Origin of the sequence: Georgenia soli, from assembly GCF_002563695.1 — a bacterium.
GTDB classification, from domain to species: Bacteria; Actinomycetota; Actinomycetes; order Actinomycetales; family Actinomycetaceae; genus Georgenia; species Georgenia soli.
In genome coordinates, this window is record NZ_PDJI01000004.1 from 479930 (window position 1) to 493747 (window position 13818).

The 13818-nt window shown below is 69.4% G+C and carries 13 protein-coding genes; 4 read left to right on the forward strand and 9 right to left on the reverse strand.

Annotated elements, in window-relative coordinates:
- Window positions 1-3: 3 nt before the first annotated feature.
- From ATJ97_RS03545 to ATJ97_RS03570, 6 genes are all read right to left on the reverse strand, one after another.
- Window positions 4-1524, reverse strand: a complete 1521-nt coding sequence (locus ATJ97_RS03545) for a catalase (protein WP_098482560.1) — start codon at window positions 1522-1524, stop codon at window positions 4-6.
- On the reverse strand, window positions 1521-1961 hold the full coding sequence (locus tag ATJ97_RS03550) for a Fur family transcriptional regulator (RefSeq protein ID WP_098482561.1): 441 nt from the start codon (window positions 1959-1961) through the stop codon (window positions 1521-1523). Before ATJ97_RS03550 ends, ATJ97_RS03545 begins: the two co-directional genes overlap by 4 nt.
- A gap of 184 nt (window positions 1962-2145) precedes the next feature.
- Window positions 2146-3060: a D-hexose-6-phosphate mutarotase gene (locus tag ATJ97_RS03555; protein WP_170037097.1), complete on the reverse strand. Its 915-nt coding sequence runs from the start codon at window positions 3058-3060 to the stop codon at window positions 2146-2148.
- Window positions 3061-3164: 104 nt separating this feature from the next.
- Window positions 3165-3617: a hypothetical protein gene (locus tag ATJ97_RS03560; RefSeq protein WP_098482563.1), complete on the reverse strand. Its 453-nt coding sequence runs from the start codon at window positions 3615-3617 to the stop codon at window positions 3165-3167.
- Window positions 3618-3710: 93 nt separating this feature from the next.
- Window positions 3711-4556: an HTTM domain-containing protein gene (locus ATJ97_RS03565; protein WP_098482564.1), complete on the reverse strand. Its 846-nt coding sequence runs from the start codon at window positions 4554-4556 to the stop codon at window positions 3711-3713.
- Complete coding sequence (locus ATJ97_RS03570; RefSeq protein ID WP_143426866.1) at window positions 4541-4936, reverse strand: hypothetical protein; 396 nt, start codon at window positions 4934-4936, stop codon at window positions 4541-4543. The genes ATJ97_RS03565 and ATJ97_RS03570 overlap by 16 nt, the downstream gene beginning before the upstream one ends.
- Window positions 4937-5108: 172 nt before the next feature.
- Between ATJ97_RS03570 and ATJ97_RS03575 the strand changes: the two genes are divergently transcribed.
- Genes ATJ97_RS03575 through ATJ97_RS03585 form a run of 3 tightly spaced genes read left to right on the forward strand, consistent with a single transcriptional unit; the run spans window position 5109 to window position 8504 of the window.
- On the forward strand, window positions 5109-5807 hold the full coding sequence (locus ATJ97_RS03575; RefSeq protein ID WP_098482566.1) for an HAD hydrolase-like protein: 699 nt from the start codon (window positions 5109-5111) through the stop codon (window positions 5805-5807).
- 14 nt (window positions 5808-5821) lie between these two features.
- Window positions 5822-6832, forward strand: a complete 1011-nt coding sequence (locus ATJ97_RS03580) for an aminoglycoside phosphotransferase family protein (protein WP_098482567.1) — start codon at window positions 5822-5824, stop codon at window positions 6830-6832.
- A 28-nt stretch (window positions 6833-6860) separates the two neighbouring features.
- Entirely contained in the window at window positions 6861-8504 is a 1644-nt protein-coding gene (locus tag ATJ97_RS03585; RefSeq protein ID WP_098482568.1) for an AI-2E family transporter, read from the forward strand.
- Between the two features lie 36 nt (window positions 8505-8540).
- On the opposite strand, the gene ATJ97_RS03590 is transcribed toward ATJ97_RS03585, so the two are convergent.
- The 3 genes from ATJ97_RS03590 to ATJ97_RS03600 are packed head-to-tail and all read right to left on the reverse strand — an operon-like array spanning window position 8541 to window position 11661.
- The gene (locus ATJ97_RS03590) at window positions 8541-9902 is read right to left on the reverse strand and encodes a wax ester/triacylglycerol synthase family O-acyltransferase (RefSeq protein ID WP_098482569.1); all 1362 of its coding nucleotides are present in this window, start codon (window positions 9900-9902) and stop codon (window positions 8541-8543) included.
- Window positions 9903-9914: 12 nt separating this feature from the next.
- Window positions 9915-11336 carry an amidase gene (locus tag ATJ97_RS03595; RefSeq protein WP_098482570.1) on the reverse strand — a complete coding sequence of 474 codons (1422 nt, stop codon included), beginning with the start codon at window positions 11334-11336 and terminating at the stop codon, window positions 9915-9917.
- A gap of 10 nt (window positions 11337-11346) precedes the next feature.
- A complete protein-coding gene (locus tag ATJ97_RS03600) occupies window positions 11347-11661 on the reverse strand; it encodes a WhiB family transcriptional regulator (RefSeq protein WP_098485196.1) in 315 nt (104 codons plus the stop codon).
- 751 nt (window positions 11662-12412) lie between these two features.
- Between ATJ97_RS03600 and ATJ97_RS03605 the strand changes: the two genes are divergently transcribed.
- The gene (locus ATJ97_RS03605) at window positions 12413-13813 is read left to right on the forward strand and encodes an LTA synthase family protein (RefSeq protein WP_170037100.1); all 1401 of its coding nucleotides are present in this window, start codon (window positions 12413-12415) and stop codon (window positions 13811-13813) included.
- The last annotated feature ends 5 nt before the right edge of the window (window positions 13814-13818 follow it).

A 13818-nucleotide genomic window follows, 5' to 3' on the forward strand; every position in this document is an offset into this window, starting at 1 on the left:
TCGTCAGCGGACGCCGAGGGGCTCCTCGGCAGCCTCGTTGTCGATGCCGACCTGCGGGTCGCCCTTGCCGGCGAGCACGGTGGCCTGGATGCGGTCACCGATCTCCTTGTCGACGTTCTTCCAGTACTGGAAGGCGTTCTGCAGGACGACGTCGTGCGTGATGCCGGAGAGGGCGCCGGCCACGGTCTCGACGAACTGAGCCCGCTGGGCGTCGTCGAACACCTCGCGGAGCAGGGTGCCCGGCTGGCTGAAGTCGTCGTCCTCGGCGTGCAGGGCGTAGGCGCTGCGGACCATCTCGCCGTCGGACTCCCAACCGTCGTCGGTCGCGCCCTGCTCGTCCGACCACGGGCGGCCGAAGGAGTTCGGGGCGTAGACCGGGGCGTCACCGGAGTGCTCGAACGTCATGTTGCCGTCGAAGGTCCAGTCGTTGGTCTTGACGATCGGCTTGTTGACCGGCAGCTGCTGGTAGTTGGTGCCGATGCGGGCGCGCTGGGCGTCGGCGTAGCCGAACACGCGGCCGAGCAGCATCTTGTCCGGGGAGACGCCGATGCCCGGGACGGTGTTCGACGGCGCGAACGCGGCCTGCTCGATCTCCGCGAAGAAGTTCTTCGGGTTCCGGTTCAGCGTCATGCGGCCGACCTTGATCAGCGGGTAGTCCGCGTGCGGCCACACCTTGGTGAGGTCGAACGGGTTGAACCGGTAGGTCTTGGCGTCCGCGTACGGCATGACCTGTACGGAGAGGGTCCAGCTGGGGTGCTCGCCGCGCTCGATGGCGTCGAAGAGGTCGCGGCGGTGGAACTCGGCGTCCGAGCCGGCCAGCTTCTCGGCCTCCTCGTTGGAGAGGAACTCCATGCCCTGCTCGGTGTGGAAGTGGTACTTGACCCAGAACTTCTCGCCGGCCTCGTTGACCCACATGTAGGTGTGCGAGCCGTAGCCGTTCATGTGGCGCCACGTGCGGGGCAGGCCGCGCTCACCCATGAGATAGGTGACCTGGTGGGCCGACTCGGGGTTCTGCGTCCAGAAGTCCCACTGCATGTCGGCGCTGCGCAGGCCGGAGGCGGGCGTGCGCTTCTGCGAGCGGATGAAGTGCGGGAACTTCATGGGGTCGCGCACGAAGAACACCGGGGTGCTGTTGCCGACGAGGTCGTAGTTGCCCTCGGTGGTGTAGAACTTCAGCGCGAAGCCGCGGACGTCGCGCCAGGTGTCGGGCGAGCCCTGCTCCCCGGCGACCGTGGAGAAGCGCGCCAGCATGTCCGTCCGGGCGCCCTGCTGGAACAGCGCGGCCTTGGTGTAGCGCGAGACGTCCTCGGTGGTCTCGAAGACACCGAACGCACCGGAACCCTTGGCGTGCGGGTTGCGCTCCGGCACACGCTCGCGGTTGAAACTGGCAAGGGTCTCGACCAGGCGCACGTCGTGCAGCAGCAGGGGCCCGTTGGACCCGACGCTCAGGGAGTTGCGGTCCGAGACGGCGGGCGCGCCGAACTGGGTGGTCGAGGGCGGCTGGTAGCCGGTGGTCTCGCTCAAGAGATCTCCTTCGATGGTGCGTGTGCGGAAAGGCAGGAGGGGCAGGTGCCCCAGTAGATGACCTCGGCGGTGTCGATGACGAAGCCGTGGTCCTCGCTCGCGGTGAGGCAGGGCGCGTGGCCGACGGCGCAGGCCACGTCGGCGACGGCGCCGCAGCTGCGGCAGACGACGTGGTGGTGGTTGTCGCCGCGGCGCAGCTCGTAGCGGCCGGGCGAGCCGTCCGGCTCGATGCGGCGCAGGATCCCCGCGCCCGTGAGCGCGTGGAGGACGTCGTAGACCGCCTGCGTGGAGACGGTCCCGAGCCGCGCGTGCACGCCGGCCCGGATGGACTCGGCATCTGCGTGCGGGTGCTCGGCGACCTCCGCCAGCACGGCCAGACGAGGCGCCGTCACCCGCAGCTGCGCCTCGCGCAGAAGCTCGGTGTGGGTAACGGACATGGTGTCATCAAAACAGGTTTTCTGGAACTATTCAAGTTTCAGAACCGATTCAGGTGACGATGTCCGTCCGTATGAGTGGGACCAGCGCAGACCATAGAACGACGGACCCACAACCTGTCCGGTCGTGGGTCCGTCGAGTGGTTGTGTGGGTCGGTGGTTCTGTGGTCGGGCGGGAGTCCCAGCATCAGACGCGCGGCCCGACGGCGTACCGGGCTGTCATGGTGTGGTTCTCCCCCGCGGCCAGGGTGACGGCGTTCTCTAGTGCGTTGGCGACCTCGACGCACACCATGGTGGGCCACTCGGCGTCGTCGTAATCCGGCATCGCCGCCGCCTTGGCGGTCCAGGGGTTCCACACGACGGTGTTCGCCGAGTTCTCCTTCACCGCGGTGACCGTCCGGGCGAGCGCCGGGTCGACCACGGTGACAGACCCCGTGGAGTGGTAGACGCGGTCGGTCTCGCTGGTGAAGGTGACCGGGCCGGTCTGCGTGACGAGGTCCTGACCCGCGCCGGGCACCTTGTCGAGGTATCGCACGCCCTCGAGGCCCTCGACGGTCACGGCGGTGACGTCCTTGACCGCCAGGTACGTGTGGAGCGCCTCCTCGAAGGAGAACTCCTCCGAGCCGGTGTTGCGGACGGTCAGCGCGAGGGTCAGTTCGGCACCGAAGGTCACGGTGTAGGTCAGCTCGAACGGCTGGGTGAAGTGCTCAGCGCCGGGGAGGCCGGCGACGTCGGCGTCGGTGAGGCGCAGCGTCAGGGTCACGGCACCGAAGGCGTCGACCTCGGCCCCGACGAGGGTGAAGTCGGCGAGGCGGGCGAAGCCGTGGGCAGGCGCGAGACCCGGCTCCCGTCCGGCACCGAACCACGGCCAGCAGATCGGGACGCCGCCGCGGATGGGCTCACCCTCCGCGAACCTGCTCTTCCTGCTCATCCAGATGACCGGGTCCTGCCGGCTGGGGGTCCACGCGGTCACGTGCGCGCCGTGGAGGTACAGCCGCCCGGCGGCCACGGGCGTGGAGACGTCCAGGGCGGGTAGCCCGCCCTCACCCTTGACGAGCCTGACGGACGACGGAAGATCGACGGCGATCAGCGAGGAGGTCATGCCCCGAACGTAGCCCCGCCGCACCGGGCCGACCATCCGGTTGTCGGAACTTGCCCGCCGGCACTGAGCGCGCCGGACTGCCCGACCGCCAGTTCCTGACCGCGTCAGCTCTCGAGCTGGCGCGCGTCCTCCTCCTGCTCGTCGATGTACGCGGAGAGGATCTCGCTGGACAGCTCGTCGATCCGGGCGTCGATGTGGGCCCGTTCGCGCGCCGCCGCCTTCGAGCTCATCGCCGAAAGCAGCGGAAGGGACGCCTCGATCTTGTCGAGCTTGACTCGCCAGTCCTCGGCGCGCTGGCGCTCGCCCTCGTCGTCGGCGGACTGACGGAGGTAGGCGACCTGGTCACGCAAGGCGGCAATGCGGCGGTGCAGGACCTCGGGGCTCTTGCCCGCCTTGCGGGCCTCGGCCATCTTGCGCACCTGGTTCTGAACGGCGTCGAAGACCTCGGGGTTGCTCTTCCTGAGCTCCGTCAGGGTAGGTCCGTACTTCTGCACCACCTTCACCACGGCCGGCCCGGCGACCGCCGCGAACTTGACCAGTGCCGAGAACTTACCCATGGTCTCCCTCCCTGATGACGTCCGGCCTCCAGCGTGCCACGGCGCCCGCAGAACCGCGCAGGCACGGAGGTCCATGTGGAACCGCGGAGGAGATCAGGCGGTAGAGGGCGCGACCGGCCGGTCTCCTGTGAACACGTCTCCCGCCGTCCGGCGCGCTCCAATCTCTGGTGAGCCGGGCTCGTAGGGCTTAGCCCAGAACTGGATGTACCCGGCCGCCATGAGCATGGCGAAAGGAACCAGGGCGATCGGGTCGTGAAAGACCAGCAGAATTCCACCGTGCAGTCCGGCGCCGATCGCGGTCGCGACGAACTTCCCGCGAGGGAACCACAGCATGACAGCGAGGACGTATTCGGCCACAACACTGGAGACGGCGACGATCGGGAGAAACGCGTCAGGGAACTCGATCACGCCGTTCTGGTGGATCCCGATGACTTCGCCAGACAGGTACTGCTCGTTGATCTTTGACGTCGCCGTGTATGCGTAGACGGCTGAGATCTGGAGCTTGATGAGGAAGACAGGCCAGTACGGGACCCATGAGAGGCCCCGCCGTCGCGGGAACGTCAGAACTTCGCCGCACCGGCTGCACGAGAGCAGTGCCGCTAGGGAGACGAACAAGACCAGATGGTTGCTGTACGTCTGCTGGTCCAGCAGCAGGGCAGTTCCGGCCACCGTCGCCGTGAGAGCGGCCGATGTACGGGCGAAGACGCCGAGCAGCAGCAAAACCGCCGCAAGCAAGGCGAGGGACACCAATGCCTGCACCATGATCGGCGTGGGCACCGGCGTCCACGTCACCACCGGGATCACCAGATACGAACCCGAGGCCACCCGATGGAGCGCGAACCACCACTCAAGAATCAGTGGGAATGCGGCCAGGGCAACGAGGATCCTCGCGGCTGCCAAGCCGCCGGGCCGCACCTCCCCCGTCAGAAGTCTGCGCATGAGAAGGTCCCGACACCCTGCTCCGCGATCGTGGCGCTCACGTGAAGTGCCTCAGGGTCGTGCTTGCAGATCCACTGGACTCCTGGCACGACGTAGTCCACGTCAGGGCGGACCTTCGCCGCGATCTCGAACGTTGAAATCTCTGTCTCCGACCCGTCCTTGTCCGTCACCGTGAACTCCGGAGCCGGCCTGCTCATCGCGAACATCTGCCACCCAAACCTCACAAAGCCGGGCTTCGGCAACGAGTGCGCGGGAAGACCGACGATCACTGCACCGAGCAGAACTACTGCGACACCGCGGAGCAGCCGCTTCGGCTCCGATCCTCCCGACCTGAGATGCGTCCGCGCCTGCGTGGGGCGCAGAGGCAAGTCAGAGCTCATGGCCGGACAGTACCGACGACACCTCACCAACGTCCCTGTTTTCGGACGCCACTTGAGTCCTACGTCGGCGCACGACGACACCACGGCCGGCCCTACCCCGCCGTGTGACCGGCCTCCTTGCGCCCCCGGCTTACCCTGGGGGTAGATCCCTGCCCCTCCTGGAGGACCTTTCATGACTTCGACCTACTCCGCCGCGCCCGTGACGGAGGCACCCGAGGCCCTTCGCGCCACGTCCGTGCTGTTCGACCTCGACGGCACGATCACCGACTCCGCACCCGCGATCACCAGCGCCATCGCCGAGACCCTCGCCGCGTTCGGGTACCCGCCCGAGACGCCGGAGCAGCTCCTGCGCCACGTCGGCCCGCCGATCCGCGACGGCCTGCTGGAGTTCGGCGGCGTCCGCGAGGAGGACCTCGAGGCGATGGTCGAGCACTACCGGGCCCTCTACGCCCAGCGCATGCTCGACGTCCCGCTCTTCCCCGGCGTGCCCGAGCTCATCCGCTCCCTCCGCGCGGCCGGCGTCCCGCTGGCCGTGGCGACGTCGAAGATGCGCCACATGGCCGTGCCGATCCTCGAGCACGCCGGCCTCGCCGACGAGTTCACCGTCATCTGCGGCGCGACGGCCGACGAGTCCCGCTCCACCAAGGGGCAGATCGTCGAGGACGCCCTCGCCGGGCTGGACGCCGCCGGCGCCGACATCTCCCGGGCCGTCATGGTCGGCGACCGTCACCACGACGTCGACGGCGCCACCGAGCACGGCATCCCCGTCGTCCTCGTGGACTGGGGCTACGCCGCACCGGGCGAGGAGCAGGGCGCTCACGCCCTCGTCCGCGACGCCGACGAGCTCGCCGCCGTCCTCGCCGCCGCCTGAGCACCGCACCGCGCATGACGATCGCCGACGACGCAGCGGACCCGGGCACCGCGGGGTCCGGCCCGGAGCCGGTCACCGTCCCGCCGGGCCTGGGCCGCCAGGTCGGCAGCACGGACGACGGCGCCGCCTGGCTGAGGCGCCTGCCCGCCCTGGTCGACCGCGCCCGGACCCGCTGGGGGCTGCGCCTCGGCGAGCCGTTCCCCTCGGGCGTCGCCGGGTGGACCGCGCCGGCCCGCACGCGGGACGGGGAGGACGCCGTCGTCAAGATCGTCTTCCCGCACGACGAGGCCGCCGGGGAGCCGGCCGCGCTCCGGCTGTGGTCCGGGCGCGGCGGTCCCGAGCTCCTCGACCACGACGCCGAGGCCTGGACGCTGCTGCTGCGACGGGTCCGTCCCGGGCACGGGCTGGAGCAGGACCGCGCGCTGCTCGAGCGGCGGGTCGAGGACCGGCTCGCCGTCGCCGGGGAGCTGCTCGGCCACCTGCACGCGGCGACGCCCGGGGCCGCGGGCGCCGCCGACGGTCTCGCGCCCCTCACCGCTTACGCCGAGCGCCTCGCGGTGCTCGTGCGCGAGCGCGCCCAGCGCCACGGCGCCGCGCTCGGCGCCGACCCTGGCCTGGTCGCCGAGGCGGCCGCCCTGCTGGAAGAGCTGCCCGCCACGGCGGGCTCCGCCGTCGTCCTCCACGGCGACTACAACCCCGGGAACCTGCTGGCCGACGACTCGACCGGCACCCGCACGTGGGTGGCGATCGACCCCAAGCCGATGCTCGGCGACCCGGCGTTCGACCCGTGGCCGCTGCTGACGCAGGTGGGCGATCCGTTCCGGGAGGCGAGCGCCGCCGGGGTGCTGCGGGCGCGGTCGAGAATCGTGTGCGCGGCGGCGGGGCTGGACGCCTCACGGGTCGCGGCGTGGGCGATGGCCCGCGCGGTGGAGTCGGCGCTGTGGCGCGCCGCCGAGCAGCGCGACCGGACGGCGGCTGTGGAGGAGCTCGCGCAGGCCAGGATCTGGTCGCGCCTGGCGGTGTGACCTGCCTCTTTGGGGCAGACTGAAGCCGATGAGTGCGAGGCGTGGTCCGCGGAAGCTGCTGGGTCAGGTGAGCCGGCAGGTGGGCAGGCGCGTCCAGCGCCGCGTCCGTCCCTCCCCGACCACGTCGGTGGACCAGGTGGTCTCCCAGGCGGCGCTCGGCCCCGCGGCTCCGACCGGGGGCCTCGCCGGCGGTTCCGTTCCCGGCGACGGCACGCCCGTTCGCAGCTTCCGGCCCTCGCACGCCGCCCGCGTGAGCGTGCGGCGCATGCCGGAGCGCGCCGCGCACGCCGACGCCCCGGCCGACGGCGTCCCCCGCTGGATCCGCAAGTACGGCACCATCGCCTGGCTGCTCATCGGCATCGTCATCGTCGTCGGCATGGTGGTCTTCGCGACGAGCCGGATCCAGATCGTCTTCATCGCCGTGTTCATCTCCCTCGTGGTCACCTCGGTCCTGGACCCGGTGGTCACCTGGCTCGCGAGATACGTGCCGCGCGGCCTCGCGACGGTGCTGGCGCTGCTGGGCTCGTTCCTCGTCGTCGCCGGCCTGTTCACCTACGTGATCTCCTCGGTGGCCGGGCAGTGGGAGAGTCTGGCGAACCGGTTCTCCGACGGTATCGACACGATCCTGCAGTTCTTCGAGACCGGCCCGCTGCCGTTCCACTTCACCCAGGCCGAGATCAACGACGCGATCAACCAGGCGGTCACGCAGGCGACCACCTACGTGCAGCAGAACGCCGGCGACCTCGCCGGCCAGGTGCTCAGCAACGCCGGTGCGGTGGCGCTCGTCTTCACGGTGCTGGCCCTGAGCCTCTTCCTCACGATCTTCTTCCTCGCGCGGGGCGGCTCGATGTGGCGCTGGTTCCTCAACCAGCTGCCCACCAAGAACCGTGAGCGCACCCACGTGGCCGCGACGGCGGGCTGGTACACCTTCTCCGGCTACGCGCGCGGCACGATGATCGTGGCCCTGGCCGACGGCGTGATGGCCTTCATCCTGCTGTCGATCGTGGGCGTGCCGCTCGCCGCCCCGCTGTCGGTCCTGGTCTTCATCGGCGCCTTCATCCCGCTCATCGGCGCCCCGGCCGCGATGATCATCGCCGCCGTCGTGGCGCTGGCGGCGAACGGGTTCGTCGACGCGATCATCGTGACCATCGGCGTCGCGCTGATCGGGCAGATCGAGGGCCACATCCTCGAGCCGCTGGTCATGGGCAAGCAGGTGTCCCTGCACCCGGTGGTGGTCGCCCTCGGCGTGACCGCCGGCACGTTCCTCGGTGGCCTGCTCGGCGCCATCATCGCGATCCCGGTGCTGGCGGTGACCTGGGCGGTGTACTCCGCGATCCGGAGCGTGGACCCGCCCATGGAGGAGATGCCCACCGCGCCCGCCAGGGGCGGCACGGCCCTGGGCAGGGGCGGGCGCGGCTCCGACGACGGACGGTCCCTCGTCGAGGAGCTGGCCGCCTCCGAGACGGGCGACTCCGGTGCGGGCTCGGGCCGCTCGGGCGTGGGGCGCTCCGACGCCGGGTCCGGGGAACAAGAAGTTGGCTCACGGATGCCCGCCCACCCGGCGCGGGTCCAGCCGGTGCCCGTGCACCGTCCGTTCGTCCGGCGGCCTCCGACGAAGACCTCCCGGCGGGAGGCCACGCCGGCCGACGACGCGGAGCAGCCGACCTCGTAGCGAACGGTGGCGCTGGAAGTGGCGACGACCAGGGCGTCACCGACGGTTCTGAGAGGCGCGCGCGGCGAGGTCGTCCAGCTCGGCACGGGCGCCGTCGACGAAGACGTCGAGGTCGGGACAGGCGTCCCGGTCGGCGGTGACGCAGATCTCGAACGCGCCGGCGTAGGACAGCGCGCCGACCCCCAGCCCGACGCTGCCGATGAGGTTGAGCACCGGGAAGACCTCGAGCAGTCGCGCGCCGGCGAGGTAGACCGGCCGGGCGGGTCCGGCGACGTTGCCCGTCTCGACGTTGACCCGCTGCCGGTTGACCGCCCGCAGCATCGGCCGGCTGATCCACCGGCTGCGGAACAGGGTGCCGAGCGAGGGCCGGGCCACCGACTTCCGCCGTGCGGTCTCCTGGGCGATCCGGCGCAACCGGCTGTCCGGATCCGCGATGCCGAGCGGCAGGGGCACGACCATCTGGCTGATGAGGTTTCCCTCGGTCCCTCCTTGACCGCCGCGGCGCAGCGAGACCGGGACGTAGACGGGGACGCTCCCGACCGGCTCGCCCCGTGCCGACAGGAGCGCGCGAAGCCCTCCGGCGGTGACCGCCAGGAGGACGTCGTTGACGGTCGCGCCGTGCGCGGCGGCGATCTGGTGGACCTGTTCCAGCGTCGTCCGGAGGAGTGCGAAGCGGCGGCCCGGCCCCACGACCCGGTTCAGACTCGTCTCCGGACCGGGCTGTTGGGCGAGCGTCTCGCGCACCATGGGGAGGGCGCCGCGCACACGACGCGCGGTGGCCCGTGGCCGGGTCAGGGTCTTGAGCACGACGGCGAGCCGACGAACGCGGCGGCGCACGTTGTCCACCAGGAGCTCAGCCGTGGTCGGCGTGGGCGCCGGCGCCCACGCAACCGGCGGGACGACCGTGTCCGGTGCCGGGTCCAGGAACGCCGCGAGCAGGGACATGGCGGCCCGGCCGTCGGCGAGGGCGTGCTGCCACCTGACGAACAGCCCGACCCGGCGGCCCGGCAGGCCCGGGAGGAACCACATCTCCCACTGCGGCCGTGAGGGGTCGAGACGTCGGGCCCGCAGCTTCTCGACGGCGTCCAGCAGCTGCGCCTCGCCGCTGCCCGGCGGGAGCGGAAGGACCCGGACGTGGTGGTCGAGGTCGACGACGGGGGCGTCGACCCACACCGGGCCGCCCTGGAACCGGCCGGGGTGGTGGATGAGCTGCCGGAAGCGCGGCGCCCCGTGGAGCCGGGCGCCGATCGCCTTGCGGAGCACCTCGACGCGGAGGCGACCGTCAGCGTCCAGCAGGCCCTCGCCGTCGAGAATCGCGATCGCGCCGATGTCCTGCGGCCAGCGCGCGTCCAGCCGCAGCATCAGCTCGTCCTCCGGGCTCAACCGTCTGACCGGCATGACGTACCGCCGCTATCTCGGGTCGATCGGGGTGAGGACTCCCAGCCGGTCCTCGATCGCGGCGGCGGCGTCGAGGCACAGGTCCTCCCGGTAGCGGGGCCCGATCACCTGGACCGCCTGCGGGAGGCCGCCCGAGACTCCGACGGGCAGGGCGACGGCGGGCAGGCCGAGGGTGTTGACGGCCATCGTCATGCGCATCGCGCGGATCGTCTCCGCCACCTGCCCCTCCTCGAGGTCGGTGCCGGCGGGTGCCGGGACGTCGGTGGCGACCGGGGCGACGACGAGCGGGTGCGTCTCCTGGAACTCGCCCCACTGCCGCAGGAGCGCGTGCCGGGTCATGAACGCCTGCTCCGCCGCCGACTCGTCCGGCCGGCCGGCGGCCTCGAAGAACTCCGCCATGAAGCGGCGAACCGGAGCAGGGGCGAGCGGCTCCATCACCTGCTCGTAGCCGAGACGGGTGCCCGGGGTGCTGAGCATGACCAGCAGCGCGTCCGCCGCGGCGTCGATCCCCGGCGGCTCGATCTCGTCGACGGCGAAGCCGACGTCGCGCAGGGCCTCTCCCGCCCGCCGGACGCCGTCCTGCACCTGCTCGGCGGTCCCCCGGCCGCCCGGGTCGACGACGAGGGCGACGCGGAGCGGGCCGGCGCGAGCGGGACCGGCGAGCGGGGCCGGGACGGTCCAGGGGTCGCGCCACGTCGGCCCGGCCATGACCTCGAGGGCGGCCCGCAGGTCGGCGACGTGCCGCGCCAGCGGGCCGGTCACACCGGTCAGCTGGATGCCGATGGTGGTCATCTCCCCGGGCCCGACGGAGCTGGCGGCCGGGATCCGGCCCAGGGTGGGTTTCAGGACCGTGACCCCGCAGCACTGGGCCGGGTGGCGCAAGGACCCCAGCCCGTCGGTGCCGAGCCCCAGGGGGCTCATGCCGGTCGCGACGGCGACCGCCTCGCCCGCGCTGGACGCACCGGGCGTCCGCGTGCGGTCCCAGGGGTTGAGGGTGGCGCCCCACAGCTCGCTCTCGCAGTGCCACCGCACGGCGCCGCTCGGCATGTTCGTCCGGCCGATCGGGATCGCGCCGGCGGCCCGCAGCCGCTCGACCGCCGGGGCGTCCCGGGCCGGGTAGGCGTCCGCCAACGCCGTCAGGCCCTGTGTCGCGGGCGTGCCGGCGACGTCGATCATCTCCTTGACGGTGAACGGCACCCCGTGGAGCACCGGTAGCTCGGCGCCGGCCGCGACCGCGCGGTCGGCCTCCCTCGCGCGGTCGAGCGCCTCCTCCCCCATGACGTGGACGACGGCGTTGACGGCCGGGTTCACCTGCTCGATCCGCCGGAGGTGCGCCTCCACCACGTCGACGGCCGAGACCTGCCCGGACCTGATGAGGCCCGCGAGCGCGGTGGCACCCGGTCGCCACAGCTCGGTGTCGATCGCGGCCGCCATCTCGGCGCCGTCAGCTGGCGACCGCCCGTGCCGCCCGTGTCCGGGCGGACCTGAGGGACGGGGTCTCGATCTCGTGGCCGTTCTCGGCGAGCCAGGCGGCCCAGTCGGTGACGTCGGGATGGCGACGGTGCAGGGCGCGGCGCTCACGCTCGGTCATCCCGCCCCAGACGCCGAACTCGGTCTCGGTCTCCAGGGCCTCGACGAGGCAGGCCGTGCGGACGGGGCAGGTGAAGCAGAGCTCGCGGGCGCTGCGCTGGGCGGCGCCGCGCACGAAGAGGGTGTCGGGCGGGGTGCTGGCGCAGGCCGCGTCGGCGGCCCACGGCATCGGCTGGGTCACGGGTGACCTCCTTGGGGGGTGCGGCATCGTTGCCGGTGCGAGGACGTTAGTCACCCGATACCGCTCTGGGGAAGACCCGCCCGGAACCGATTTCGAGGATCCGGCATGTGTCCTCCAGGGCGCTGAGGAAGTCGACCGTGTCGGCATCGCCCTCTCCGTACAGTCACCCATGGGTTGCCGCATGGACGACTCTCCTGGCGTATTGAAACGCTGACTGCACACCGAGGGAGTCAGAGAGTTTCACAACAGACCGGCTCGAAAACGGCACGCGTTGCCGTCGTCCACAAGTAACCTCACATGTGCAGCGCCCGCCATCGGCGAGCAACCTACCGCCATCAACGCGACGCCCTCTGCACACGCCCGGACGTCCCAGAATATGAGTACGATGTCCAAAATCATTGGCAGGATCTTTCCAACGTTTACGAGTGCGCGGTTCGCTGAATACCGCATACCACGGCTTTGGGTAATAACTCTTGTCGCTCTGGTCGCGAAATCGGGGCTGCTAACCGGCTCCCTTTACGGCATTCTGGGCTCGCTTGCGACCGCTATTGTGGCGCCTCCGCTGCTCTGCCTCCTTAGCATACCCGCCCTCGCTCTGCGACGGCGAGGCCAAGCGACGTACCTACTATTGCTCAACGGGCTCTTATCCTTTTTACTTGCAGGCGACGCCGTCTACGCGCGCGCGTTTCAGGAGCCACTCGGTCTTCACACCCTCGCAGCCGCGCGAACCATGGATGACATGGCGGGCTCGATTACGGCGATGCTGAATTGGACGGACCTCGCCTACTTTGCAGACCTGCCCGTTGCCCTTGCTGCGATCATTGCATCCCGCGACGCAATGACTCACTCTTCACGCAGACTGGGAACATTTGCAGTAGTGGGCACACTGAGCGCCGCCGTCGTGCTGACCCAGATACTTCAGATCGGAGTCGGCTCACACCTGTCGGACCGGCGATTTCTGCCCCTGACGCTGTCTCCTGTGGGATTTCATGTCTACGACGTAGCAAGCGCGGTCAGCAACCGGGACAGAGACTTAAGCCGAGAGGATCTTTCAGACATCAGGGCATGGCTCGGTGAAAACGCCCGTTACCAGGCGCCGGACCACGCTTTTAAAACCCTCCATGGTAACGTCACAGGCAAGAACCTGATAGTCGTCCAAATTGAGTCGCTAGAGCAATCGCTGCTCGGGCAGCGAGTCAATGGTGAAGCGATAACACCGAACCTCAATCGCCTGATCGGCGAGAGCATCTATTTTCCGAACGTGGTGCAACAGGTTAAGGATGGAAACACTTCCGACGCTATGTTGCTCTTCAACACGTCCACATACCCGTTGAGGTCAGGTAGCGCCTTCCTTCGGTTCCCGGAGAACAACTTCCAAACACTTCCGAAGCTCTTATCGTCAGACGGGTACACCCCTATAGCAATTCAGGGAGACGCAGAAGAATTTTGGAATCGTGATCGAACTTACCCGAGCCTGGGATTCTCCGACTACGTGAGCGAGAACCGATTCGAGGATCGTCGCGAGGTCGGGATGGGAATCATCGACGAGTCCCTCTACAAACAGTCCATCATCGAGTTGCAGAGGCTGCAGGAGCCCTTCTATCTGCACCTGACGACCATGACCTCTCACACTCCCTTCGAGTTGCCCGAAGAAATGAAGTTGCTAGAGATGCAGCGTTCGGACCAGACCAGCAACTACCTGCAAAGCGTGCGCTACGCAGACGAGGCATTCGGCGAATTTTATGCAGACCTGAAACGCCGGGGACTGCTTGAGAACTCAGTACTGGTGGTCTATGGCGATCACGAAGGCATCCACAAGTACGCAGACTCAACGTGGTTACCCGACAACAACGCTCGCGTCCCGTTCATCATCCACACCCCTGACCTGAAGGGAATTACTGTGGAAAACCCTGGCGGACAGGTCGATATGTTGCCGACGCTTGCCTACTTGTTCGGGTTCGACCCGGAGGAATATGCATGGGCGATGGGCCGCAATTTACTCGGGCCCCATACAGGGTCCGCGATTCTGTCGTCAGGTGACGTGTTGCCAGAAGCCGATGACGCCGAACACCTTCAGGAGGGGCTTCGAGTCGCAAATTTGATAATTTCCGGTGATTATTTTTCATCTTCGGGAGGGTAGGCGAA